The following is a 24,469-nucleotide window of genomic DNA, read 5'->3' as shown; positions in this document are numbered from 1 at the left end:
ATTGATGCCAACAGAATTGAAATCACCGAAATGACAAAATGTCATATTTGTGAAAATACTTTTGATAAAGAAGATATGACTGCTTGCCCAAGATACGGAAATGCAATCTGTTCACTTTGTTGTAGCTTAGATGTTCGTTGTGGTGACCAATGTCGAACCGATGCCACCTTATCTAAGCAGTCACGTCAATTTTGCAGGCGCTTTGTTAGTGATGAGTTTCTTCGAAAAATATCAACGCCATTAATGCACTTTATTGCGGTAACATTTGCCTTGAGCTGTATTAGCGCTTGTATTCTTTTTCTTATATACATGCAGTTGCCGATGGAAAGTGATGAGATACGTCGTGTTTTTGCTATTACTCTAATTAAGATATTCTTTTTATTAGTAATTATTATTGGTGTGGTGAGTTGGCTATTTGTTCTAGCCCGTAATGGCAATGTCTTTGGCGTTGCGAGAATTACGTTTTCAAACTAAGGCACTAGCCGATGAGTTTACTGCCCATGAAAAAACTTCGTTAGCATTAAAAAATGCAAAAGACGTTGCTGAGGCTGCGAATGAGGCAAAAAGTCGTTACTTGGCGGGTTTGAGCCATGAATTAAGAACACCGCTCAATGTGTTACTCGGTTATGCGCAATTACTTAGTCAAGATCAAGAATTACCCACAAGACATAGAGAAACGTTAGGCATAGTAAAGCGTAATGGCGAACATTTAGCGGATTTAATTGAAGGTTTATTGGAGATATCAAAAATAGAAGTCAAGGCGGGTAACGTTACAACGTGATGAATTTAATTTAAAAGCCATTATGCAGCAGCTTGTTGATATGTTTCAAATGCAGGCTAGCCATAAGGGCATTAAATTTCATTATATTACAAAAGGTTTGATACCTGACTTTGTTGCCACGGATAAACAGCGTTTTAGACAGATATTGATTAACCTAATTTCAAATGCGATTAAATATACTGAACATGGCTCGGTTACCTTTGAGCTTAATTACCGTAACCAAGTCGCCCATTTTAGCGTTATTGATACGGGAGCCGGTATTTCTCAAGATAACCAAGAATTGATTTTTAAACCGTTTGAGCAAGTGCGGAATGCGCATACTCAAGCTATTGGCGGTACTGGTTTAGGTTTAACTATCTCTCGTTCTTTAGCTGAATTAATGGGGGGCGAAATTACGTTGTCGAGTGTTTTAGGGCAAGGCTCTACGTTTAAGTTTCGTTTAATGCTATCGGCAATACAGCGCGAGCTAAATGAACCTGAATACGCTAAAACTAAAGCAGTTGGTTATGTCGGTACGCCACAAACTATTTTGGTGGTTGACGATGATGATGACCAACGTCGATTAATGGATTATTTATTAACGCCATTAGGTTTCACTGTATTAACTGCGCAAGATGCTCATCAAGGTTTTACTTTACTTAGCGACAATCATGTCGATTTAATTTTACTTGATGTACGTATGCCAGACGTAAACGGTTGGCAAATGGTACAACAAATACGGGAGCAACGTTATTTAATGCCAGTTATCATGGTGTCGGCTAACGCGCGTGATGCAGAGTTCAATTTACAAGCCGAAGGTTACCATAATGATTATGTCGCCAAGCCAGTAAGTTTTGATACCTTGCTAGGCAAAATAGGGCATTTATTAGAGCTCACATGGCAATATCAAAACATTCAACAAATCGATGAAACAGCAGAAGATAATACGGATTTATCAAAACCTTTTGCAAAAACTGATGAGTATCAAGCCTTAATGGCATTAGCTGAAATAGGCTATTTGTCGGGCTTTAAAGATAAGCTTGCTGAGTTAAAAGAAACGTATCAATTTCCGGTTGAAGTACAATCACAATTAGCAGAATATCTTGAGTTTTGTAATTTCCCCGCCATTATCAAGTATTTAGATGAGATAAACCATGAACAATAAAATTAGTGATGTGGTACTTGTCGTTGATGATTCACCTGAATCATTAGGCATGTTAAATGTTGCATTAAATACACAAGGTTTTACGGCCTTAGTTGCTTTAAATGGCATTCAAGCCTTGGCTATTTGTGATAAGGTTCAGCCCGATGTTATTTTGTTAGATGCCGTGATGCCAGAAATGGATGGTTTTGAAACGTGTCGACGCTTGAAAGATTTACTACCCAATACCCCTATTATTTTTATGACTGGGCTAACGGATGTTGAGGATATTGTCAAAGGCTTTGAGGCGGGCGGTATTGACTATGTCACTAAGCCCATATCACCTGATGAAGTTATTGCGCGCATTAAAACCCATGTACAAACAGCAAAGCTTGCGTTAAGTGCACAAGATGCATTAGACCATGTTGGTAATAATGTTTTTTGTGTGAACAATGAAGGACGACTTTCTTGGGCAACACCGCATGTGCACGCCTTAATAGAAGAAACAGCAGGTGATGATAAAAGCCCTTGGGCAACACTTTCTACGTATCTTCAAGATTGGTTAAAAGATGATACGTCAATTAACTTACGGGTAAAATGTTTTAATGATCCCGTTGAAATTGGTTATGAACACGCGCAAAAAAACATGCATTTATTGCATATTAAGGAATATAAACAAGCCAAAAGTGCTGAAGATTTAAAAACACATTTACCCATCACCAAAAGAGAATCTGAAGTGTTATTTTGGGTGTCTTATGGCAAAACAAGTTGGGAAATATCTCAAATTTTGGCAATGAGCCCCAGAACGGTAAATAAACATTTAGAGCAAATATTTCGAAAACTAGGTGTTGATAATAGAACTTCAGCCGCCGCTATTTCTATACGCATTTTAGAGTCTTAATGAGGTATAGAGGATGTAGCTAGTTAACCTTAACACGGTTTAAGAAGCTTTTAACTTATTGTAAATTAATAATTAATTTTTCTTTGTTTACTATAGTGAGATAGTTTTGCTTAATTCAAGGAAAATTTACGCGTCAATAGGCGGTCTATTGCAAGTGAATTTAACGAAGAAGTAAGTGAAAATAACCACTATAGAAAGATTTATTAAGCCGAGCTGAGGTTAATTAATATTGGGAGAAATAAATATATAAATAGGTGGCCCGCCACAGAGGATTCGAACCTCTGACCTCAGCCTCCGGAGGGCTGCGCTCTATCCACTGAGCTAGTGGCGGATAACTTTTAGCATGTCAGTACTAATAAAATAGTATAATTTATTAAAGTGTTTATTTATCTTTTTTTGCCGCTTCCCTTCAAGAAGTTTGGGCTTAAAGGGCTGCGCTCTATCCACTGAGCTACGGGTGGCTTAAGATTAGCGCGGAAATACTATAGCTTATACAGGTATTTGTCTAGCGGTGTGTGTGAATAATTATCGATTTACATAAGTCTGGGCATGTCTGCGTAATGTAAGCCTGTAATAGTAATGTACTTTATGTTAAAAAGTGCCTAAAGTAGTAGTTATACTTTCAATACTTTATTGAATATTGACGTTTTTATTATGATGACATTACACTTGCTTTATTTATCACTACACCGATTATTAACCTCAAGCCAGGTTAGATATATTAGTTCCATACTGTTTTTTTGTTGTATAACATCAGTGCAGAGTGCGCCTAATGAAGGTTATCAATTAACACAAGTTGACACGGAGCCTTATACTCAAGTAATACAGCGAACCGGAAAGGTTGATTTTGCTCGTGTTGTAAATCTCTCATTTAAAACTGTTTGGTTTTTTAACGCAATTATATGTTGATGAAGGTGAAATTTTTAAAGAGAATCAGTTATTGGCTGCTTTAGATATTTCGGAGTTAGAAGCAGAAAAAAATGCGGCCTATTCCCGCTTACTTCAGGCAAAGCGCAATATAGAGCGAGTAAAAACGTTAATGAAAAAAAAGTTAAGCTCACAGCGAGACTTAGATGATGCCATTACCTCAGTAGAAACAACCCGAGCTAACTATAGAGTTGCCAATTATAATTTAGAAAAAGCTCAACTATTTTCACCTTTTGAGGGTGTGGTTGTTCAGCGATATACGGATTTAGGTGAGTTACAAACCCCTGGCTCTACCGCATTACAGGTAGCCTCATTAACGGGTAATTTAATTGTTCGTGTGTCACTAACAGGAGAAGAGATATCCTTAGTGCACTTAAATCAAAAAGTAGAAGTACATTTAGCCTATTTAGGAGTGGTGGATGGGAAAATAAGTAAAATACCTGCTATTGCTGACAGTCAAAATCATTTGTTTAACATTGAAATTTCATTGGAAGAAAATCAAATTACCAAACCGTTCATTGTTGGCCAATTAGCGCGTATTCTTATTCACTCACAAACTGACAACTTAGTTTATCGTTTGCCAATTGAGGCCTTAAATGCAATAGATGAACAAGGAAAAGCCTTGATTACTATCGAACATAATAATAAGCCTGTACAACAAGCGTTTACTATTTTTAAACTAGATAATGACTTTATTTATTTGTTGGCACAAGATAACGCAGTAACCTTAGATGTGATAACTCAGGGGTGGAATAAGCTACCGCTTATTTCTACTAAGAAGTAACGATAATGAAGTTACCTAGTTTAGCGATTAAAAATGCACAATTTACTCTTACTGTTGTTGTATTGCTTGTGCTTGTTGGCATTGTTTCATATTTTCATATGCCACGTAGTGAAGATCCACAATTTGATATTCCTATTACCTTAATCGAGGTAATTTATCCTGGTGCATCGCCGACTGATATTGAAACCTTAGTTGTTGACCCACTCGAAGAAGAATTTGCTGATATTGAGAATATCAAAAAAGTAGAGTCGCAAATAAAAAATGATGGTGCTCGTATTGAAATAAAATTTCACTATGGATCCGATCCTGAGCTTGCCTTTAATAAAATACAACTTGCCGTTTCTTCTGTAAAACCGACCTTACCTGCAGGTGTACAAGACTTATTAGTGTTAAAAGCTACTCCTACGTCTGTTGCTATCGTTCAACTTGCACTATGGACAGAGCCAACTGATTACAAACAAATGGAGTTTTATGCAAAGTTGTTAGAGAAGCGCTTGGAAACGATAGAAAGTGTTAAAAAAGCAGATATTTGGGGATATCCTCAGCAAGTTGTTGCTGTTGATCTTAATTTAGACCTACTGTTGCAGTATCAAGTGTCGACCACACAAGTGATGCAAATACTTCAAGGTAGAGCCCTTAATATAACCCCAGGATTTGTTGATACTAAAACACGCCGCTTTAATGTGAAAACCGGTAATTTTGAAGAAATTAAAGTACTTGAAGAGACCATTATCGTTTCTAATGACGACTTTATTTTACGACTAAAAGATATAGCACAGGTTGGCTTTAGCAGTCAGGAAGCGAGCTATTTAGCCTATTATGATAAAAAACCCGTGATTTTTATTACGGTTGAACAGCGGATAAATACAAATATATTTTCATTAACTAACGCTATTCAAGACGAAATAGCGTCATTTAAACAAACCATACCTTCATCGATAAAAATGGATGTGTTATTTGAGCAAGCAACGAGCGTTGAAAACCGAGTAAATGGCTTTTTCAGCAACCTTTGGCAAGGGCTAGTGTTAGTTGGGGTACTATCACTACTATTTTTAGGTGTGCGAGAGGCTATCGTTGTCATGATTGCCATTCCACTCTCTTTTCTTGTTGCCATTGGTTGGTTAGATTTTGCCGGTTTTGGCTTACAGCAAATGTCAATTGTTGGGCTCATCATTGCGTTAGGGCTATTAGTGGACAATGCCATTGTTGTCACCGAAAGTATTCACCGAGAGAGAAAAAACTATAAATCACTTGCTGAAGCTGCTGCTGCAGGCACAAGTAAGGTTGGTCGGGCCATTGCCAGTGGTACTATTACCACTATGTTGGCCTTTTTACCTATGCTAATGCTGTTAAGTGATACAGGTGATTTTATTCGTTCTATGCCGGTGACGGTAGTATTGGTATTGTTAGCTTCATTACTGATTGCTTTAACGGTTACGCCTTTAATGGCCAAGAAGTTTTTTCAGCCCAATCAAGTAAAGTCAATACAACCAGAAAAATGAGAACGTTGCAGCATTACATTAATCATTTTGCCGAAAATAATTATGCTAACTGGCTACAAAAATTATTCAAGTGGAAGGTAAGGGTGATTGCCGTCGCGTTGGTGAGTTTATTACTAATGTTGTCACTTTTTTCTCAAGTGGGTTTGAGCTTATTTCCCAAAGCAGAAAAACCAATGATTTTGATTGATGTAGAAGCACCGCCAAATTCAGCGTTAAGTTATACAAATAACATAATGCAACAAATGACACTCTATATCGAAAAACAATCACTTATTGATAAAGTCGCCTTAAACGTAGGAAATTCTAATCCGCGTATATATTACAATGAAATTCCTAAACGCGGTGTTGCTAGGTATGGACAAGTGTTGGTAGTGTTAAAGACGTTTGATCCTGTTGAAATGGAAAAATTAGTCGATAATTTGAGAAATGAATTTGATCATTGGCAACAGGCTAAAATCACCGTAAAAGAATTCACCCAAGGTCCGGTTACGGATCAACCTATTGCTATTCGGTTAATTTCTGAATCTTTAGAGGATTTAGAGCGTGTTGCTAATGATTTGGCTGCCAAAATGGCCGAAACAAAAGGGGTTATTAATATTGATAATCCAATTGGTGTTGCTAATACTGAGCTTAGTTTACAAATTGACTATGATAAGGCAGGCTTATCAAATATTGACATTAACACACTCGACAATACACTTCAGGCTATTTTAACGGGTACGTATGTTGGGCGTTTTAATGACTCGAATGGTGAGAATTATCCTATTGTTGTGCGCCATAAAAATGCAGACATAAATACGTTGTCAGATGTTTATATTACCAGTGCTACTGGGCAGCAAATACCCTTAATGCAAGTTGTCAATGCGCAGCTAACAAAAGGGCAGACGGATTATTTTCATCATCAAAAACTGCGTATGGCAAAAGTATCTGCCGATGCCGCATCAGGTTATTCAATTCAATCGTTGACGCAAGAATTTGTACAATTTCTTGAAAATTATGATTTACCAATGGGGATGTATTACACCTTAGGTGGGGAGGAAGAGTCTAGGCAAGAATCTTTTTCTGGCTTAACACAAATTATGCTAATAACGGCCATTGGGATTTTTTCGGTGCTAGTCTTGCAGTTTAAGTCTTTTTTACAGCCACTGATAATCTTTAGTTCAATTCCGTTTGCCATGGCAGGGTCTGTGATAGGTTTATATCTTACCGGGCTTTCATTTTCAATGATGGCCTTTATTGGGCTTATTAGTTTATTTGGTATTGTGGTCAATAACGCCATTATTTTAATTGATAGTGCTAATCGAAACTTAGCTGAAGGGTTAACGAAACAAGCCTCGGTACTTAAAGCCAGTGCAACTCGCTTTACACCCATATTATTAACAACATTAACCACCATTGGTGGATTAATTCCATTGACCTTGTACGGTGGTGGGTTGTGGCAACCACTGGGTGTTGTGCTTATTTCAGGGCTGTGTGTTTCTGCCATTTCAAGCTTTTTATTGGTACCAGTGTTAACAGAACTATTAACACGCACGGATGACAAAATTCACGCAGAACAGGATATAAAGAATTAAGCTATGGAAATGTATACTGTCGGTATTTGGGGTTATAGCTTTGGTAGTATTGCCTATATTCTTTTCTCACTACTTGTTCTTGCGGCTCATAATGAATCGAGTATTGCCAAGTTGGTGCTGTTTAGTGCTTTAATGGCGGTTGTCGCTAATGTCGTTGCGGCATTACAAATTAGTATTGGCTTTTCTTTGCAGTGGGCGATGTTAGCCGATATGGGTAAAATTGCTGCATTTTCCGTATTAATACTTAGCTTTAATGTTGAAAAAAATACCATTAAAGATATTTTAAAAAATAAGACCGTCGGTAAATATCTACTTTTTTGGTGTGGCTCCGTTATTGTTTGTTGGACAGCAAGCTATACAGTTAATTTTTCTTTTGAATATTTATTCTTACTCTTTGTTTTATTTAATTTAATCAGTTTGGTTTTTCTCGAACAAATTTATCGTGGTAGTAATACTGAGGCACGAAAATCGATAACACCCTTGGTGATTGCTTTAGGCAGTATTGCTGTATTTGATTTTGTACTTTACGCCCAAGCAGCCATGGTTGGCGGTGTAGAATTTAATTTTTGGTATGTTAGAGGCTATTTGGCAGCCTTAGCCGTACCGTTGTTATTGATCAGTATTCGTCGCTTTAAAGAAGGTGCTGTACGAATATTTGTATCACGAAATGTCGTTTTTTATAGCTCAATGCTAATGATCGGCGGCGTGTACTTATTGTTAATGGCCATCGCCGGTTATTTAATTAATTATTTCGGCGGCAAGTGGGGCAATTTAGTTAGTTTTGGTTTTTTTATACTCGGCGTAATCGTGCTTGCTGTTTTGCTAATGACCGAAGCGGTGCGCCGTCAGGTGAAAGTTTTTATATCAAAACATTTTTTCGCTAACAAATATGAATACCGTGAAGAGTGGCTTGAGCTTATTGAGAAAATTGAAACGGCAAATGCGGATAATTATTGTCAAATGTCTTTACAAATAATGATGTCAAAAGTTGGCGCAACGGGTGGCGTATTATTAAAAGCAGAGGGAAATAATCGGTTTCTGGTCAGGCATAGTGAAGGTGTTAAGTTAGACGAATCGTTCAATAATGATCTGATTTTACTGGAACATTTTACCAAAAACCAAGGTGGATTATCGATATTAATGATTATGACGAAGATCCAATTTCTTACCCAGGATTATTTATTAATACCAAAATATGGCAAGCCATTGGGGTGAATATTTTGGTACCTATCTTTATAGGTAAGGCGTTTTACGGGTTTTTTATTCTGTCAAATAGTGATGAAGATAATAAACTGAATTGGGAAGACCGGGATTTACTGTTTGCTATATCTCAGCAATTAGGCAATCTCATCTCGCTAAACGAAGTCAACGATAAGCTTGCTGAAGCTAAACAATTTGATGCATTCAACCAAATGTCTGCCTTTTTAGTGCATGATTTAAAAAATGTTCAAGCACAATTAGCGTTAATAACCTCCAATGCGACGCAACATAGAAACAATCCAGAATTTATTGATGATGTTTTTGAGACGGTAGAGTCAGCGACAGAGCGACTGGGGAAAGTATTAACACAGTTAAGAAATAAGCAGGTAGCGCAATCGACTAGTAAAAGCGTTGATCTTGATGATATTATTGAACGAGTTATAGCTCAGCGCAATGTAATGCAACCTCAAGTTATTATTAAAAAGAATGAAAAATGTTTGGCGACTATTGATGATGAGCGTTTTTTTTCGGTGATGAATCACTTAATTCAAAATGCTCAAGAAGCAACCTCTGATGAGGGTTGGGTAGAAGTTTCTCTAGAACAGCTAAGCGATAGTATTCATATTGCCGTGAGTGATAATGGTTGCGGTATGTCTGAAAGCTTTATTAAACATCGGCTTTTTAAACCGTTTGATACAACAAAAGGTAATGCAGGGATGGGCATTGGTGTATTTGAAGCAAAGCAATTTTTTGAAAGTTTAGCCGGCAGTTTAACCGTTGAAAGTGTTGAAGGACAAGGCACAACAATGCGGATCAGTTTGCCAATAAAACGTAGTGAATAAAGTCGCTAGTTAAGGTTTCTCAGACAAATTTACATTAATTGTAAAATTAAGAGAGTATAGTGACGAAAACAGGATGTAGGCTGTGATATTTTGAAAATCATGACCTTCTTTGTTTGGAGCTAATACCAAGTAGGATAAGGCAGTAATGGAAAAAGTATTAATTGTTGATGACGATAAAGGCATTCAAAAACAACTGAAATGGAGTCTTTCTGATTATAGTCCGATACTTGCCGGAGACAGAGAAGCTGCAATAGCAGCCGTAAGACGTCATGAGCCTAAAGTTGTGACGTTAGACTTAGGGCTACCGCCAGACGCAGCTAATGCAAGTGAAGGGCTTAAGGCCTTAGAAGAAATACTTGCAATAGCACCGCACACCAAGGTAATAGTGATTACGGGTAATGAAGATAGAACCAATGCATTGAAAGCCGTTTCTGCGGGGGCTTATGATTTTTACCAAAAGCCTATTGATGCCGAAGTGATTAATGTCATTATTTCACGTGCGCTAACACTCGCAACCATTGAAAGCGAAAATCGCTCAATGCGTGCCGTAACGGATAGTAATATTGGTATTATAGGTAATAGTGAAGCCATTGAACGTTTACGTACCATGGTAAAGCGTATTGCGCCTACAAATATTACCGCCTTGTTACTAGGTGAAAGTGGTACCGGTAAAGAAGTAACCGCTAAAGCGGTACATTTAGCTAGCGATAGAGTAAATAAACCCTTTATTGCCATTAACTGTGCATCTATCCCAGAAAACTTACTTGAAAGTGAATTATTTGGTTTTGAAAAAGGTGCATTTACAGGCGCACATAAAACAACCAAAGGTAAAATAGAATGTGCAGAAGGTGGTACCTTATTTCTTGATGAAATAGGGGATATGCCCTTTAATTTACAAGCTAAACTGCTACGTTTTTTACAAGAAAAAGTAGTCGAGCGACTTGGCGGCAGAGAAGAAATTCCGGTCAATGTGAGAGTCGTTTGTGCCACTAATCAGAATTTAGAGGAAATGGTTGCCAACAAAGAATTTAGGGAAGATTTGTTCTACCGCGTGAGTGAAATAACGTTGAATATTCCGCCCTTACGTGATCGGGATGAAGATGTACTCATTTTAGCTCAATATTTTCTACAACTTTATGCAACCGAATACAAAAGCAATGCTAAATCGTTCTCTGAAGATGCTATCGGTGCTATTAAAGGACATAAATGGCCAGGCAATATACGTGAGTTGCAAAACAAAGTTAAATCGTCTGTGGTGATGTGTACCGGCGTACAGGTAACCGCTTTTGATTTAGGATTTTTTGATCATGCTGAAAGTAACAGTGCTTATGAGCTTTCATTAAATTTACGTACAGTAAGAGAGCAAGCAGAGTCAATTGCTATTCAAAAGGCGTATGCCTTGTCTGAAGGAAATATGTCGAAAGCGGCAGAATTACTAGGAATAACTCGACCAACCTTGTATTCGCTTATTGAGAAGTATGAATTGAATATTAATAGTTAGTTAATAATTTAGCATGTATAAGAGGTTTTTTAGTTTCCTCTTATACACTGTATTTATGAAACAGAGATTGGTGACAACAAGGTGAACAGATCAGTATTGTTGTCACCAAAACTGCTAGTTTTCAGCAGATTTTTCCTCTTTCCATTGCACAAGTAATTGCTTAGCGATTTTCTTATCCATAAAGTCTTGCTCTGCTTTCACTGCTTCCGATAGTAATTTGTAAGCCTCGCGATCACGTTTTTCTGCTTTCAATGTGATAGCTAAGTGATATTTTATTTCGGCATTGTCATAATCAACAACCAACGCCTCTCGATACAATGATATCGCTTCTGTTCTTTGATTTTGTTTTGTTTTTATCCAAGCTAGGGTGTCTATTACACTAGGGTTTTTTTGGGCTTTTTGGTAAGCCTCGTTTGCTAACTCTGCTGCTAAAGGTAGTTCTTCTAATTGTAGAGCAATATTAGCGGCATTATTGAGTAAAATGGGCATACGACGATATTTATCAATCATAGACTGATATAAAGCTAATGATTTAGGAAGTTTTTCTTGCAGTGCATAACTTTCTGCTAGGGCAATGTCAGCCAAAATATCTTGTGGATGACTTTCAATCCATTTTTCAATTAGTAATTGAGATTCTTTATATTTTTGTTGTTTATTTAATGCATTAAATAATCCTAAGGTAGATTTTCTACTTTGATATTTTTTCAACGCTTTTCGATAACTTTGTTCCGCTTGTACAAACTCATTTTTGGCAACAAATAGCTGTGCAGATAAAATATCAACCACATCTTGTTCTGGTATCAATTTATTAAGGGTATAAATTACCTGTTCGGCTCTTATATAATCTTTTTGAGATAAGGTGATTGGAAAAAGCATCATGAGTGGTTCAATGCGTTTTTCATCCCATGCTGTTGCTTTATTTAACGATTTTATGGCTTCATCTCTGTTGTCTATTTTAAGTTGAGCTTGTGCTAACAACATGTAAGTTTTGGTTCTATCGACTGAATCCGTAACCGCTGATTCAAAGGATTGAATAGCTTTTAAAGGTTTATTCAACATGCCATATAAATGCCCTAATTTTATTTTAACGTCACTGTTTTTGGGATGTTTTTGTAAAAATGCAAGTAAAATAGGTTCGGCTTTCTGAGCATTGCCCGTAACCGTATAATGATCTACTAATTTAGTCAGAGTGAATGCGTTTTGGTTATCATAATCGAAAGCTTGTTGGTACAAGGGTAATGCGAGGTCTGGTTGGCTATTTTTCATGTACATATCAGCTAATTCTACAATGAGTGGCACATTATTAGGTTGGGCGTTGAGTTTACTAGTTAATAACTTAATCGCTTGTTCAGGGCCTTGCTCTATAAACTCCATTCTCACTAAATGAATGATAGCTTGGGTATTATTGGGTTGGATTGTTATTGCTTGTTCAAAGGCTTTTCTAGCCTCTGCAATTTCGCCAGAAAATCCTAGGGCAATACCGTGCTGCTGCTGAAAATAACTGTTTAATGGTTGAGCTTCCGTTAATTTTTTAGTCAACAATTTTGCTTTATCGAACTGTTTAGTTTTGAGGTAAGCTTCAATGAGTAGTAAGGTAATGGAAGTGGAATTATCATCACTTTTTTTTGCATCGAGTAAATTGCTTATTGCTTGAGAATAGTCGCCTGAAAGAATTTCATTTTGTGCTAAATTACTTAGAGAATCAGCATAACCAGGGGTTAGGTTAACCACCTTTTCAAAATAATATTTTGCTTGCTCTATTTTACCTAATTCCATTAACGAAATACCGAGTAACGACATTAACGCCGGGCTATCAGGATAATAAACAGTCGCTTTTGTCAGTAAGTTTTTGGCATTTTCGGGCTTACCTTGCTTTAATTCAATAATGGCAATGTATCGTAAACTGTTATAATCGTTTTCTTTTATGGTTAAATAGTTTTGAAAATAATGGTACGCATCTTCCAAATTGCCAAAATTAAAATTAGTTACACCGGCCAGAAAAAGATAACTTGGGTTTTGCATCATTACGTCATCTGGAATGCTATTGAGGGTAACAATGACTTCATTTAATTTGGTTTTACTGTCTTCATCATTACCTAATTTTGCACTTACTACGGCACGTAAATATCTTGCTCTAGGCTCAAGGGGGATTTTAGCTAATATATAATCTAGATCTTGCTTTGCGCCTAGCCAGTTTTCACTACTTATGTATAAGGTGGCTCGATTTAACCTTGCTTGTAAATGCTCTGGGTTTTTCTTAATCGCCTTATCAATGGTTGTGAGTGCTTGATCATTTAACCCTTGCATTTGATAGAGGGTTGATTTCATAATCCAGGCATTAATTAAAGGCTCATATAACGACAGAGCTTTGTCGACATAATGATTCGCCTTAGCGAAGTCGTTTTGATTCATTGCCACTTGAGCTATACCCAACATTGCCAGTTGAAAGTCAGATTCTAGCTTTAATGTTTCGGTAAATGCTTCTTCAGCTTGACGTAACTGATTTAAACCAAGATAAGCTTGTCCTCTAGCAAACAGTATAAGGCTTTCAATATGGTTACCACGATACCCTGAAGTCGCTACCTCTAATACTTGTTTATATTTATTTTGTAAAACTAAGGATTGCGCAAGTAAAGCCACAATTTGATTAAAATCAACACCGCTTGCTTGAAGATCATAAAGTTCGGTTTCAGCCATTTCGCCTTTACCTTGGGCAATTAATGTTTGTGCCAGTAGAATTCGAGAAGGAATATGATCAGTATCTTCTTTCAGGGCATTTTTTAAGTGAATGATAGTGGTATCGTATTTTTGCTGATGAAAACTTTTTAAGGCGTCTTCATAGGCATCATTAGCCATCAAATTAAAGTGCATAGAAAGTGTAAAGAATAATAAAGAATATTTTAATGCGGTTATCATGGTGACTTCTGTACTTAAATGTTACGTATAAGGATTATTGCACTATTAAAATTAAACGTTAAGCACTATACTTGTTTATATCGAATAAAAAGTGTCGTGAATTTTTACAGTGACGAGATTTACATTTACAAAATACAATAATAAACAATAAAAAGCAACAACTTGTATTTTTGGCGTGTTTTTTGCTTGTATACCTGTAATTAGACATGAAATTAATTTTTAATGGAAGTATTTATGAAATTTATTACAAAATTAGGCGTTACGTGTGTCACTGCCGCCATGATGGTCTCGACGATGAGTCATGCAAGCAGGGTTGTTCCAGATGATGCATTACTCGATAGATATATCGGTAATAGTTATGGCAACTATAGTAATGAAGATTACATGCCAAATGATAACAATGCCCACTATAATACAAATTGGATGACAGTAGATAAATCTGACCAAGGGATATTAACTGTAAAAATAGATTCCAATTTTATTGGTTATGACAGTGTATTCAAACTTGGTGATTTGTTTTTAATGGATGCAAGCAATGATAATTATAAAGTAGCAGACGCCTGTAATGATAGTTCTGGCAATACAGGATACCGTGGTTGTAATGAAGACTCTTACGATTCTGGAACGAATCAATGGGAGTATGCATTTGATTTAGGTCTGGAATTAAATAGCTATAGCACAAATAATTCAACAAATGATTACATTAATCAGTCTGGAACGCTAAGGAAAATAGGTAGCTCTAATGATGTGACAAATGTGGGAGGAGCGTATCATAAATCTGTTAAAACCTCTAGTCAGTTAAAAACATCAAGTAGTGGTGGTAGAGGTTGGCAAGTTGTTGATGTATTAAGTTCTGCTGATGCTGTAGTTGATGCAAATGGAAATTATTATGGAACCAATGATGGTTGGAGTACTGATGTCAACAATAAGCTGTTAACTATGACGTTTGATATATCAGGTACTTCTTTAATGGGGGCTGACCAAATAGCTTTACGTTGGGCTATGAGTTGTGCCAATGATATTATTGAAGTGGTAGCTAATTTGAAATCAAATAAACCAGGTAACACAGCAGTACCTGAGCCAAGCACAATGTTGTTAATGCTGCTAGCAGTTGTCGGTTTATTTGCCTCAAGAAAGAAGCAAGCTAGTGGTTTTAAAGCGTAATATTCTGCTTGCTTTGATTAGGTATTATTAATAAAAAAATAGACTGTTTTCAGTCTATTTTTTTGCGTAAAATTCATGGTAGGCTTGGCTATGTCAGTATGCGTGTCCATAATGTTCAGCCATCATAAAACAGGGGCAATAAAATGAATTACCCGGCGGTCGAATATTTTGGTCGATTAATTTTCGTCTGATAAACTATCTTGTTGAGCTTGTTCTTGCGCATATTGGCGACTTTTCTGTTTAAGCAGTTTATCAACATAACGTGCCATTTTTATTTTCTGTTTAATACTGCTTTCCAGAATTTCTTCAACGTCTCTTAAAACTTCTTTAATATTTTGAACATTCTCTGTGGAGTTTACTACAACTTGTTGTACGTCAGATTGATTACTATGCTGATTATTTTCAAGCACTTTCGAGCTTAGTGAGCCAGTTAACTCAACAGACATTTCTTTGGCAACCGTATTTATATCATCAACACCAAAATGCGTTAATTCTTCTAAAAAACCAAAAAGTAATAAACGGTCAACAAAAATATTGATTTTTCGAGGCACGCCTAGCGTAGTTTTATGGATAATTTCAAAGGCATCATCAGAAAACAAAGCTTCTTTTTTACAGCCTGCTTGTTGTAAGCGATGGTTAATGTAGCTTTTGACCTCTTCTACACTCAAAGGCTGTAAGTGTGCAGAAGCGATTATACGCTGCCTAAACTGTTCCATATTAGGGGCTTGTATAATATCTTTAAGTTCTTCTTGTCCCAGTAAAAAACTTTGTATAAGTGGTTTATCGTCAAGCTGAAAATTTGATAGCATTCTGAGCTCTTCAACTGTTTCTGATGGTAAGTTTTGTGCTTCATCAACAATTAGTAAGGCGCGCTTTCCTTGCTTGTGCAATTGAATTAAAAAGGTCTCAATGCTACGTAACACTTCCGCTTTACTGTTGCCTTTTAAAGGTATTTTAAACTCAGCCGCGACTAACTCGAGTAATTCGTCAGGTGATAATTTAGTTGTCACTAATTGAGCTGCTACAATGTTATCGTCACCAATTGTAGATAATAAATTGCGTGCAATGGTTGTTTTTCCTGTGCCAATAGGACCGGTTATTACAATGAACCCTTCACCTTGATTCAAGCCATACTGCAAATAAGAGAGTGCTCTTTGATGATGACTTGTGGCGAAGAAAAACCGGGGATCTGGGCTTAATTGAAATGGTTTTTCTGTAAAACCATAGTAACTTTCATACATATTAAAATTCTTTCGTTACGTTAATTATTGCGCGGGTTTCATCGTAAGTGTATTGTTCTAGATTTGAGTCTCTATTTACATGTTGAAGTGTAAAGTGAGCTGATAATGATGAAGCCAAGTCTTTAGTATATGTTGCTGAAATTGTTCTATAATAATCTTTTTGTCTAATGCCGTCTGGGTTGTTTTTATCAAAAGCAAGATAGTTATATTTAGTCAACAACGTTAACTTACTTTTACCACTAATTTTTCGATTAATACTTAAAGAAATACCTAAGGTATCATCGGTAATTTGAGACTCAATTCCTTCACGTCTAGAGGCTGAGGTGTTGAATGTGAACGTTGTGCGGGCTAATTGTAAGTGAAACCCATGATAGGCGTTTATCTAAGGTAAATTCATTACTCTCAATAGGTTCTAAATAAGAAACGTTTACAAAGGGTAAATCACCACTTCCTGCTTGCTCTGATTGAGCATAGCATTGCAGATTACTTTCTGGTTCCTCTCCTGGAAGGCACCAGAATAACCCGACATTTATTAATTCGAAATTGTTTCGGTCAAAAACTTGCAAGCTTTCATCATAAGAGATTGAGTTGGTTAAGCGTCTAGTTTTATGTTGAAAGTTAAGATTATATGAGTCACCAAAAAAACGTTTGCTATAACCCGCAGATAAAGAGGTTCTTGCTGAAGGCTCCCATTGAATCGACGTTGCTACATAATCATCACTTACTTCATCGTCAGTTACAAAGTTGTATGAAAAATTCAGAATAAAATGATCTGATACCAACCAACGAACCCCAGGCCCCCATGAGGACGTTGTTTGTTGGCTTTGATTAGCTAATTCACCCGAAAAATCTTCATCATAGAAACGTATAAATGGAGTTAAATTTAATGAGGTGATTAACCCTATTTTAGCTTCAACGTTGTATTGATCACCTGTTCTTGTTTCACCCGCAAAATCTTGATCTTTTGTGGAAATGCTACTTGCAATTTCCCAATAAGTAACGCGTGCATTATTATTGTTTCTGGCATTGAAAATAGCTGACACGCCATTGTACTCACCAATACCATCTTTGTACTGTTGATCGCTATAGATAAGAGATGACTGTAAAGTAAAGGTACTGTTATCAACATTATAACGTAGGCCTGTAGAATAAAATTCTGATTGAACTGTATCGCCAGAAACTAAATCAGCAAGGCCATTTTTAGCTGAATTTCTATTGGTATTATCAACTCTTGCGTTAGCAATTAATTCAGGGCCACTGGTCCAAAGGTAAAATTGACCTTGTGTATTAAGTGTTAGATAACTGTCATTAATATCACTGTCATGACTGAAGGAAAGGTTATTATTTTTACCTGAAAAAGTGAAACTTGATAAACTTGATTCATATTTTGCATCTAAACCAACAATGGCTTGAGAAACAAGACTCCCTGTTGTTTCTGTTGGAGTCAGTTCAACATTGTCAGTATAGGTTTCTTCTATGCCAAAATTAGGCACAAACTGCCATTCTCCGGCAACGGTTGAAGTTGAAATAGCAAACCATGAAAGTAATGCTAATACATTGGCTGTGCGAAAATTATGAATGTTTCTTACCGTAGCCATAGCCATAATAACCATATTCATCCTTTTTAGATCTGACAGTTTTATTCATTACAAAACCTACAGCGATATCTTCATTAAGTTGTGATACTGCTTTCTTCACATCTTCTAATTTTGTGGTAGATTCTTCAACTACCACCACAGCCTGTCCAACCAAGCTAGAAAGTACTGGTGTTTCCGTGACGCCCAGTATTGGAGGGCAATCGAAAATAACTATACGGTCGGGATAACGTTGTGCTAATTCTTCTGCTAACGTCGCCATTTTAGTACTGGCAAGTAATTCATTAGTCAAATGATGCGGTTTTCCAAAGAGGAATTATTTTTAAGTTGGCAACATTGGTATTATAGATAACATCAGATAATGATGTGACTTTGTCAAGCAAGTACTCAAGTAAGCCCTGTTTGCTCTCAAACTCTAATTCTCTATGTATACTTGGTCTTAAAACATCAGCATCAACTAATAAAACGGTTTTTTCTTGCTCAAGGGCAATACTTAAGGCGAGGTTAATCGAAATAAAGGTTTTACCTTCATTAGGATTAGAGCTACTTACCATAATTAAGTTGCTGTTTTTTAGGGTTTTAGCAGCAGGGCCAAAAGCATTATTTAACAACTTACGCTTAATATGACGAAATTCTTCCTGTATATGATGGGCACTACCCGCGCTATAGATAAAACCTCGTTCAGTTAGGCGATCACCGTTTAACATTAGGGTTTCTTTCTGGCTTTCGTGACCCTGATTTTGATTTTGTGATTCAGCTGAAGAAGCGGTTAACTTATCACTAGGTGGTGAGCTTAAGGCTTCATCTTTTAGGTTATTTTTATTGTCTTGAGCAGATTGTTTCTGCTTAGCCAATGCTTTTTCTATCGTACTCATGGCTTAAAATATCCTTTTCAATGGTGCTTGAATGGCATCAGGAAATAAAAAATAACTCATAAACATAAGAAGTATCATTAAGAGCATTAGATTTGAGATAACAAATAGAATAGTTTTCTTTTTATGCCATTTTTTCAGACCTAAATTCTCACTAGCGGATACAACGCCAAATACAGGCACGCCAGTGGCTTTAGATAACTGCGCAGTAGACGTGGCAACAGGTGATAATTGACTTAACAATAAGGATATTCCTACCCCAACCCCAAAACCAACAACAGTTACTAATATAAAGAACAGAATACGTTTTGGCCCTGTCGGCTCTGTAGCGGCTCTAGGAGGGTCGATCACTTTAAACTGTATTTTATTTGTTGTTTCATCAGCTTGTTGTGCTAATTGCGCTGTTTCTTGGCGGCTTAAGAGTTCTTCGTATTTCTCTTTGGTTATTTCATAACCGCGATTTAGTGCAACAAGCTCTGCTTCAATTTCAGGTAACACATGAATTTTATTTTCTAAATCTTTAACTTTAGTGCGGAAATCATTCGCTCTGACTTTTATTGATGCTACTTGATTTTCATACTCGTTTACTTGAATTTGTAGCTGTTGAATAACAGGGTTTTGACTAGTGATAAGGCTATTGCCATTATCACTACTTGTAACGGATAAATAATCGTCAATCTCTTTAGCACGTTGTTTTTCTAAATGTGTTAAACGTCTTTGAGCTTCCATTACATCTGGGTGTTGATCGGTATACCTAAGTTGTAGCGAATCTAAAACAAGTTCCAATTCAGAAATACGTTCATCGTAGTCGGTTTTTATAGAACTAGAGTTCTGGATTTTATTTTGAGCGTTACTTGATTCTGTAGGGACAGTACTTAATTGTGCTTTAGCTGATTTCAGTCGTGTCTCAGCTTCAAGTAAACTGAGTTCAATCACTTGTAATTGCTCTTTTGCAATATTAAGTTTGTTGTAATAACCACCATACTGATCAGGAAGCAAGTTACTGTATTTTTGTTTGAACTCAGTTAGGCGAGATTCTGCGCTAGTTAGCCTGTTTTCATATTCAGAAATTTGATTTTTCAAGAATTTTTGTGCTGAATCGGCATCTGTTCGGTTTTCACCAAGGGTGTTTTCTATAAACACTGTTAATGAAGACTGTACAACATTCTTAGCCATTTCAGGGTCGGTATCCTCAAACGAAATAGTAAAGATATTGTCCCGTCCACGAGCTTTAATAATCTTTATATCGTCTCTCAATCGGTTAATAATATTTTCATATTGTAGAGGTGTTTCCGCCTGAATATCTAAATCAGTCATACGTGATATACGTTCTAAATTTGGACGACTTAACAGTGTTTTAACCATTAAATTGATTTGCATGTCCGTATCTGTTTGAACGGTTAACCCTTTTAATAAAGGGGCTAGAATAGACTGCGTGTCAGCATAGACGCGAGCTTTAGATTCATATACATCGGGCATCATAGACACTATACCCCAACCGATAGGGCATATTAACCAAGTAGATATAATAATATATCTACGCTTAATCCAAATACCTTTTAAATAATCTATGAGATCATCAAATATTTCTTGCATTCTAAACTTTAACCTTAAGTAAACTGTATCATTTGTTAGGGTTATTTATGCCCTATGTATCGAGTAGAAACGGCCAGTAAGAAACAAGATACGGCTAGAAGTACAAACAAAAAATGAATATTCACTTTTGTTACTATTACTTATCATACTCGCAACTTGTTACTGTTTTGAACTTTAAAACCACGCTTCAGGAATGATAATGATATCGCCTGGTAACATATCAATGTTGGCACTGATATCGCCATCTTTTAATAATCCATCAATTTTAATTTCATATTGTTTTTGTTGGCCATTCTCTATTCTCACTAATACAGCGTCATTACCGTCGGCAAATTCGGTTAAACCACCTACCTTAATCATCACATCGAGTAATGTCATGTGTTGGGTATAATTAATGGCTTGTGGCTCTGTTGCTTCACCAATAACGCGAATTTGTTCGCTGAATGGGCCAACAAAGCTACTAACCGTAACTGTCACAATAGGGTCTCGTAAATAAGTACCTAAAATTTCTTCAATTGAGCGCGCAAGTTCAGTGGGTGTTTTACCGGCTACATTAATATCTTCTACAAGAGAAGTAGTGATCATACCATCAGGGCGAACAACAAAAGATCCTGAGACTTCAGGGTTACGCCAAACAAATATATTAAGCACATCTCCCGCGCCAATAAGATATTTATACGAGTTAATATCTGCGGTATTCGACGGATGTACGGTTGCCGATGGTAAACTATGAGTACTAGAGCAGGCAGAAATGATTTGTACTAAAAATAAAGTCAAAACTACTTTGAGTGATTTGGTAAAATTTTTATCCATGGTTCATACCTTTTACATTAAAAATTATTTTTAATTCAGCTGTTGATTGTATGGTATTTTTTTCTGTTATGCTACATTTTAACCTAGGTAAATAAAGCGTTAACTTTAGTTGTATTTTTGCTAGAATCACTCGTCCAATACTGTAGTATAATATTTTATAAGGCTGTTTTGGCAAGTGAATTGGAAGGGGAGAGTACACCTCATCCTTATGTTATAAAAAATTTATATCAGAATAAAGTCAATCTGCACTCTTTGGTTATTGCTGTAGAGTGGCACTTATTTCAATAAAGATATCATTCATCAAGGAATCTAGTCTCTTATGTCTAGCCCCAAATTTCGCGATTTATCAGTTGCCAGTAAAACTTTAATAATAATAGAATTTCTTTTATTTTTAGGTGCTTTACCATTAGCTATTTATAGCAATAGCTTTATCGGTTTCATTGAAGTACCAGATATTCCTGATAATTACATACTTATTTATGCTTTAGTTTTTGCATTACTAAATCAATTAACCTCATTAGCGTTAGGTTTATATAACTCTAAATTACGTGTTAATTTTCGGGGTGTGATACGCCGAGTGTTAATGTGTGTTGCCGTAGCCTTTTTTATTCTCACTATTATAAATCCATTCTATGGTCAATATGCATTGCCAATTGAAATGTTGGCAATAGCTTCACTTGCCGCTTTATTGTTGTTAGTATATTTCGCTATCTAACTTGCCAAATAGATTTTTTCGGCTTTAATAAACGCGTTATTTTAGTATTGGGTGCAGGAGAACGAGCATCAATAATAGAAAGAAGAATGCGCAGAGATGTCGACAGACAAAATTTTTCAGTACATGGTTATATCGTCATGGATGGAGATGCTGAAGAAGGGATTAAACAAGAAACCAGAATTGATCTTGAGGGCTCATTAGTCAATTATTCGCTTAAGCATCACATTGACGAAATTGTGGTGGCGAGTGATGAACGACGAAATAACATACCAATTAATGAGTTATTTGCCTGTAAAATTCGCGGTATTGAAATCACTGAGATTTTAGATTTTATTGAACGAGAAACTGGACAAATAGCCGTTAACCTTATTTACCCTAGTCAAGTTATTTATTCAAATGGTTTTGCTTCATTGAACCATCTTCGTAATACATTAGACTGGATTTTTAACGCGACAATGGCTTTTGTCCTTTTTGCTTTTACCTGGCCAATCATGTTGTTAACGGCGATTTTAATTAAATTAGATGAAGGGTTTAACGCCCCCATTTTTTATTTTCAAGAACGAGTGGGCTTGGATGGGAAACCGTTTAATATTATTAAATTTAGAAGTATGCGTTTAGATGCGGAGAAGTTTGGTGCTCAAATGGCTTCGGAAGATGACCCTCGTATTACCAAGATAGGAAATATTTTACGCAAATATCGTATAGACGAACTGCCTCAAATTTATAATGTAATGCGTGGTGATATGGGCTTTGTTGGCCCAAGACCAGAACGACCAGAGTTTGTCCAAAGCCTTATTAAGAATATTCCTTATTATAACGAGCGCCATAATGTTAAACCCGGATTAACGGGTTGGGCACAATTAAAATATCCCTATGGTGCTACTGAGGCAGATTCATTAGAAAAATTAAAATATGATCTTTATTATATTAAGCATCGTAGCTTTATGTTGGATTTACTTATTTTAATAAGAACAGTAGAAATAGTATTATTTGGTAAGGGACGTTAATTAATTTGTACAGACCTAAAATTTAAGTGCTATACATTAATCGCTCCATTGCCTTTTATTATTAGATATTACTTAGGACTCAGGAAATGAATTTTTGTAATTGTCGATCTGTTTTTTTTATCCTTTTTGTTTTGAACTTTGTCAGTTGTGGAGGAGGGGGAAGCGAAGGCGAAAAGACTGCATCAATTACACCAGAATCGATTAAATTGTCGGTAGCAACAGTCAAGCAAACCACACCGAGCAATCAGGAACGCGATGTAGGAATAGACGTAGCAATAGATATTGAATTATCTGCTGCTTATAGTACTGATGATATTATATTTGAATTTAAAGAACTAGAATCCAATACCACTGTACAAGGCTTACTTTCAAGTAATGGTCAAAAACTACATTATACGCTCAGCAGTCCATTAAATTATTCTAGTGAATACACCGTCAATGTTTCATCTAAACAGACCTCATCACGCACTTTAAAAGATTACTCCTTTTCATTTGAAACTATAGCGGATCAATCCGTTGAAAAAGGCAGTTTTCATCCGGCAGTTCGTCGAACGGGTAACACAAAATTTTCTATAATACCGATTGAAAGCATTAAAGAAAATACACCCACTAAAGTCACCTTTGGCATTCCTTTCCCTAAAAATTATTTATATGGTATTGATAAATTTCGATTGTTTGACGAAAATGGCCAAGAAGTTGCCATTGCAGCAAAAGAAATACTCACGTGGCGTAATTCTGATGGTGAAAATAATAGTATTAGGTCGGTTCTGGTGCAACTCGAATTAGCATTTAAAACTAATGAATATGGCTTGCTTTCCTCTAGAGATCTTATTTTAGAATGGGGTGTAGAAAGAATAGTTAATGATTTGCCAATTGAACCCGTAAGAGACTCATGGGTTTTGGTTGATGATGAAGAATTTTCTGCCTCAGATAATATATATGAACCTCAGGCATACGCATTGTTTCAGCCGGATTGGTACGGTGATAGTGTGATAAAGACGCGGTTATTACCGTTTAATAATAATCAAGACTTTTCAGCTTATGATGCTGCATTTAAATTATTCGGTGACACAGCTATTAATCAGGTTGACCCGCGTGTAATTGATGACAATTTGATCCCTTATCGAGACAGTTATGCAGCATGGTTATTTGATCGCGCAATGACGATATACCAATTAGCTTTTAGAGCCGGTGAATTTAAATATTTGAGAGCAGCGCACCGTGCTTCACAATTTTATCTTCAACATATCAATGATCAAGGTTTCTTTTCCCTTAAACCAAGTAATGATATGAAATATAGTTATGGTGAAAGCCTAGTTGCGGAATATATTTTATTTGGCGATGAACGGATTCCAGATACTGTAAAAAAAATGGTACCTGCTTGGGATTCATTTGATAGTAATTATAAAAAGTAAGTA

The 24,469-nt window shown here is 36.3% G+C and carries 20 protein-coding genes, 1 tRNA gene and 1 pseudogene; 13 read left to right on the top strand and 9 right to left on the bottom strand.

The features are described from left to right. The first annotated feature begins 30 nt into the window (after positions 1–30). The 4 genes from L3081_RS01105 to L3081_RS01090 are packed head-to-tail and all read left to right on the top strand — an operon-like array spanning position 31 to position 2,802. The gene (locus tag L3081_RS01105) at positions 31–474 is read left to right on the top strand and encodes a hypothetical protein (protein WP_242282842.1); all 444 of its coding nucleotides are present in this window, start codon (positions 31–33) and stop codon (positions 472–474) included. Next, complete coding sequence (locus L3081_RS01100; RefSeq protein ID WP_242282841.1) at positions 437–781, top strand: sensor histidine kinase; 345 nt, start codon at positions 437–439, stop codon at positions 779–781. The genes L3081_RS01105 and L3081_RS01100 overlap by 38 nt, the downstream gene beginning before the upstream one ends. A 22-nt stretch (positions 782–803) precedes the next feature. Next, positions 804–1,925: an ATP-binding protein gene (locus L3081_RS01095; RefSeq protein WP_242282839.1), complete on the top strand. Its 1,122-nt coding sequence runs from the start codon at positions 804–806 to the stop codon at positions 1,923–1,925. Beyond that, entirely contained in the window at positions 1,915–2,802 is an 888-nt protein-coding gene (locus tag L3081_RS01090) for a response regulator transcription factor (RefSeq protein WP_242282837.1), read from the top strand. The genes L3081_RS01095 and L3081_RS01090 overlap by 11 nt, the downstream gene beginning before the upstream one ends. A gap of 255 nt (positions 2,803–3,057) precedes the next feature. Here L3081_RS01090 and L3081_RS01085 read toward each other — a convergent pair. Continuing rightward, a tRNA-Arg gene (locus tag L3081_RS01085) sits at positions 3,058–3,133 on the bottom strand. A gap of 609 nt (positions 3,134–3,742) precedes the next feature. Between L3081_RS01085 and L3081_RS01080 the strand changes: the two genes are divergently transcribed. The 6 genes from L3081_RS01080 (at position 3,743) to prsR (ending at position 11,132) form a co-directional block, all read left to right on the top strand. Then, positions 3,743–4,513, top strand: a complete 771-nt coding sequence (locus L3081_RS01080) for an efflux RND transporter periplasmic adaptor subunit (RefSeq protein WP_476728544.1) — start codon at positions 3,743–3,745, stop codon at positions 4,511–4,513. A gap of 5 nt (positions 4,514–4,518) precedes the next feature. After that, positions 4,519–6,015 carry an efflux RND transporter permease subunit gene (locus tag L3081_RS26075; RefSeq protein WP_274620262.1) on the top strand — a complete coding sequence of 499 codons (1,497 nt, stop codon included), beginning with the start codon at positions 4,519–4,521 and terminating at the stop codon, positions 6,013–6,015. Positions 6,016–6,020: 5 nt separating this feature from the next. After that, positions 6,021–7,589, top strand: a complete 1,569-nt coding sequence (locus tag L3081_RS26070; RefSeq protein WP_274620261.1) for an efflux RND transporter permease subunit — start codon at positions 6,021–6,023, stop codon at positions 7,587–7,589. Between the two features lie 3 nt (positions 7,590–7,592). Continuing rightward, the gene (locus tag L3081_RS01070) at positions 7,593–8,804 is read left to right on the top strand and encodes a hypothetical protein (RefSeq protein ID WP_242282836.1); all 1,212 of its coding nucleotides are present in this window, start codon (positions 7,593–7,595) and stop codon (positions 8,802–8,804) included. Beyond that, positions 8,717–9,631 carry an XrtA/PEP-CTERM system histidine kinase PrsK gene (prsK, locus tag L3081_RS01065; RefSeq protein WP_338027232.1) on the top strand — a complete coding sequence of 305 codons (915 nt, stop codon included), beginning with the start codon at positions 8,717–8,719 and terminating at the stop codon, positions 9,629–9,631. Before L3081_RS01070 ends, prsK begins: the two co-directional genes overlap by 88 nt. Before the next feature lie 145 nt (positions 9,632–9,776). Then, a complete protein-coding gene (gene prsR, locus L3081_RS01060; RefSeq protein ID WP_242282834.1) occupies positions 9,777–11,132 on the top strand; it encodes a PEP-CTERM-box response regulator transcription factor in 1,356 nt (451 codons plus the stop codon). A 114-nt stretch (positions 11,133–11,246) separates the two neighbouring features. On the opposite strand, the gene prsT is transcribed toward prsR, so the two are convergent. Further along, a complete protein-coding gene (gene prsT, locus L3081_RS01055; RefSeq protein WP_242282832.1) occupies positions 11,247–14,048 on the bottom strand; it encodes an XrtA/PEP-CTERM system TPR-repeat protein PrsT in 2,802 nt (933 codons plus the stop codon). A 234-nt stretch (positions 14,049–14,282) separates the two neighbouring features. Here prsT and L3081_RS01050 point away from each other — a divergent pair, with 234 nt between their 5' ends. Beyond that, positions 14,283–15,212: a PEP-CTERM sorting domain-containing protein gene (locus tag L3081_RS01050; protein ID WP_242282831.1), complete on the top strand. Its 930-nt coding sequence runs from the start codon at positions 14,283–14,285 to the stop codon at positions 15,210–15,212. 176 nt (positions 15,213–15,388) lie between these two features. On the opposite strand, the gene L3081_RS01045 is transcribed toward L3081_RS01050, so the two are convergent. The 7 genes from L3081_RS01045 to L3081_RS01020 all read right to left on the bottom strand — a co-directional run bounded on the left by L3081_RS01045 (position 15,389) and on the right by L3081_RS01020 (position 21,329). Next, positions 15,389–16,453 carry an XrtA/PEP-CTERM system-associated ATPase gene (locus L3081_RS01045; protein ID WP_242282829.1) on the bottom strand — a complete coding sequence of 355 codons (1,065 nt, stop codon included), beginning with the start codon at positions 16,451–16,453 and terminating at the stop codon, positions 15,389–15,391. Position 16,454: 1 nt separating this feature from the next. Further along, positions 16,455–16,670 (bottom strand): hypothetical protein, encoded by a 216-nt coding sequence (locus tag L3081_RS01040; protein WP_242282828.1) that lies wholly within the window; start codon positions 16,668–16,670, stop codon positions 16,455–16,457. A gap of 94 nt (positions 16,671–16,764) precedes the next feature. After that, entirely contained in the window at positions 16,765–18,066 is a 1,302-nt protein-coding gene (locus L3081_RS01035; RefSeq protein WP_242282827.1) for a TIGR03016 family PEP-CTERM system-associated outer membrane protein, read from the bottom strand. Next, the gene (locus tag L3081_RS27810) at positions 18,026–18,340 is read right to left on the bottom strand and encodes a P-loop NTPase family protein (RefSeq protein ID WP_338027056.1); all 315 of its coding nucleotides are present in this window, start codon (positions 18,338–18,340) and stop codon (positions 18,026–18,028) included. Before L3081_RS27810 ends, L3081_RS01035 begins: the two co-directional genes overlap by 41 nt. Continuing rightward, complete coding sequence (locus L3081_RS01030) at positions 18,333–18,923, bottom strand: P-loop NTPase family protein (protein WP_338027055.1); 591 nt, start codon at positions 18,921–18,923, stop codon at positions 18,333–18,335. Before L3081_RS01030 ends, L3081_RS27810 begins: the two co-directional genes overlap by 8 nt. A 3-nt stretch (positions 18,924–18,926) precedes the next feature. Further along, on the bottom strand, positions 18,927–20,516 hold the full coding sequence (locus L3081_RS01025; RefSeq protein WP_242282826.1) for an XrtA system polysaccharide chain length determinant: 1,590 nt from the start codon (positions 20,514–20,516) through the stop codon (positions 18,927–18,929). Positions 20,517–20,690: 174 nt separating this feature from the next. Then, entirely contained in the window at positions 20,691–21,329 is a 639-nt protein-coding gene (locus L3081_RS01020; RefSeq protein WP_242282825.1) for an XrtA/PEP-CTERM system exopolysaccharide export protein, read from the bottom strand. Between the two features lie 319 nt (positions 21,330–21,648). Here L3081_RS01020 and L3081_RS01010 point away from each other — a divergent pair. Both L3081_RS01010 and L3081_RS01005 read left to right on the top strand, forming a co-directional pair. Further along, positions 21,649–23,051: pseudogene (locus tag L3081_RS01010) on the top strand (TIGR03013 family XrtA/PEP-CTERM system glycosyltransferase). Positions 23,052–23,137: 86 nt separating this feature from the next. After that, the gene (locus L3081_RS01005) at positions 23,138–24,466 is read left to right on the top strand and encodes an Ig-like domain-containing domain (RefSeq protein ID WP_242282823.1); all 1,329 of its coding nucleotides are present in this window, start codon (positions 23,138–23,140) and stop codon (positions 24,464–24,466) included. Positions 24,467–24,469: the final 3 nt, after the last annotated feature.

The sequence above is a fragment of the Colwellia maritima genome (assembly GCF_022669015.1).
In the GTDB taxonomy this organism is placed as follows: Bacteria; Pseudomonadota; Gammaproteobacteria; order Enterobacterales; family Alteromonadaceae; genus Colwellia; species Colwellia maritima.
This window is presented reverse-complemented; position numbering and strand designations above follow the sequence as displayed.

Coding starts and splice junctions, on each gene's coding strand:
- L3081_RS01035 (WP_242282827.1), bottom strand. CDS start 18,066: ATGGTTATTATGGCTATGGCTACGGTAAGAAACATTCATAATTTTCGC.
- L3081_RS01045 (WP_242282829.1), bottom strand. CDS start 16,453: ATGTATGAAAGTTACTATGGTTTTACAGAAAAACCATTTCAATTAAGC.
- L3081_RS01020 (WP_242282825.1), bottom strand. CDS start 21,329: ATGGATAAAAATTTTACCAAATCACTCAAAGTAGTTTTGACTTTATTT.
- L3081_RS01070 (WP_242282836.1), top strand. CDS start 7,593: ATGGAAATGTATACTGTCGGTATTTGGGGTTATAGCTTTGGTAGTATT.
- L3081_RS01025 (WP_242282826.1), bottom strand. CDS start 20,516: ATGCAAGAAATATTTGATGATCTCATAGATTATTTAAAAGGTATTTGG.
- L3081_RS01050 (WP_242282831.1), top strand. CDS start 14,283: ATGAAATTTATTACAAAATTAGGCGTTACGTGTGTCACTGCCGCCATG.
- prsT (WP_242282832.1), bottom strand. CDS start 14,048: ATGATAACCGCATTAAAATATTCTTTATTATTCTTTACACTTTCTATG.
- L3081_RS01030 (WP_338027055.1), bottom strand. CDS start 18,923: ATGAGTACGATAGAAAAAGCATTGGCTAAGCAGAAACAATCTGCTCAA.
- L3081_RS26075 (WP_274620262.1), top strand. CDS start 4,519: ATGAAGTTACCTAGTTTAGCGATTAAAAATGCACAATTTACTCTTACT.
- L3081_RS01090 (WP_242282837.1), top strand. CDS start 1,915: ATGAACAATAAAATTAGTGATGTGGTACTTGTCGTTGATGATTCACCT.
- prsR (WP_242282834.1), top strand. CDS start 9,777: ATGGAAAAAGTATTAATTGTTGATGACGATAAAGGCATTCAAAAACAA.
- L3081_RS01105 (WP_242282842.1), top strand. CDS start 31: ATGACAAAATGTCATATTTGTGAAAATACTTTTGATAAAGAAGATATG.
- L3081_RS01095 (WP_242282839.1), top strand. CDS start 804: ATGCAGCAGCTTGTTGATATGTTTCAAATGCAGGCTAGCCATAAGGGC.
- L3081_RS01100 (WP_242282841.1), top strand. CDS start 437: ATGTCTTTGGCGTTGCGAGAATTACGTTTTCAAACTAAGGCACTAGCC.
- L3081_RS01005 (WP_242282823.1), top strand. CDS start 23,138: ATGAATTTTTGTAATTGTCGATCTGTTTTTTTTATCCTTTTTGTTTTG.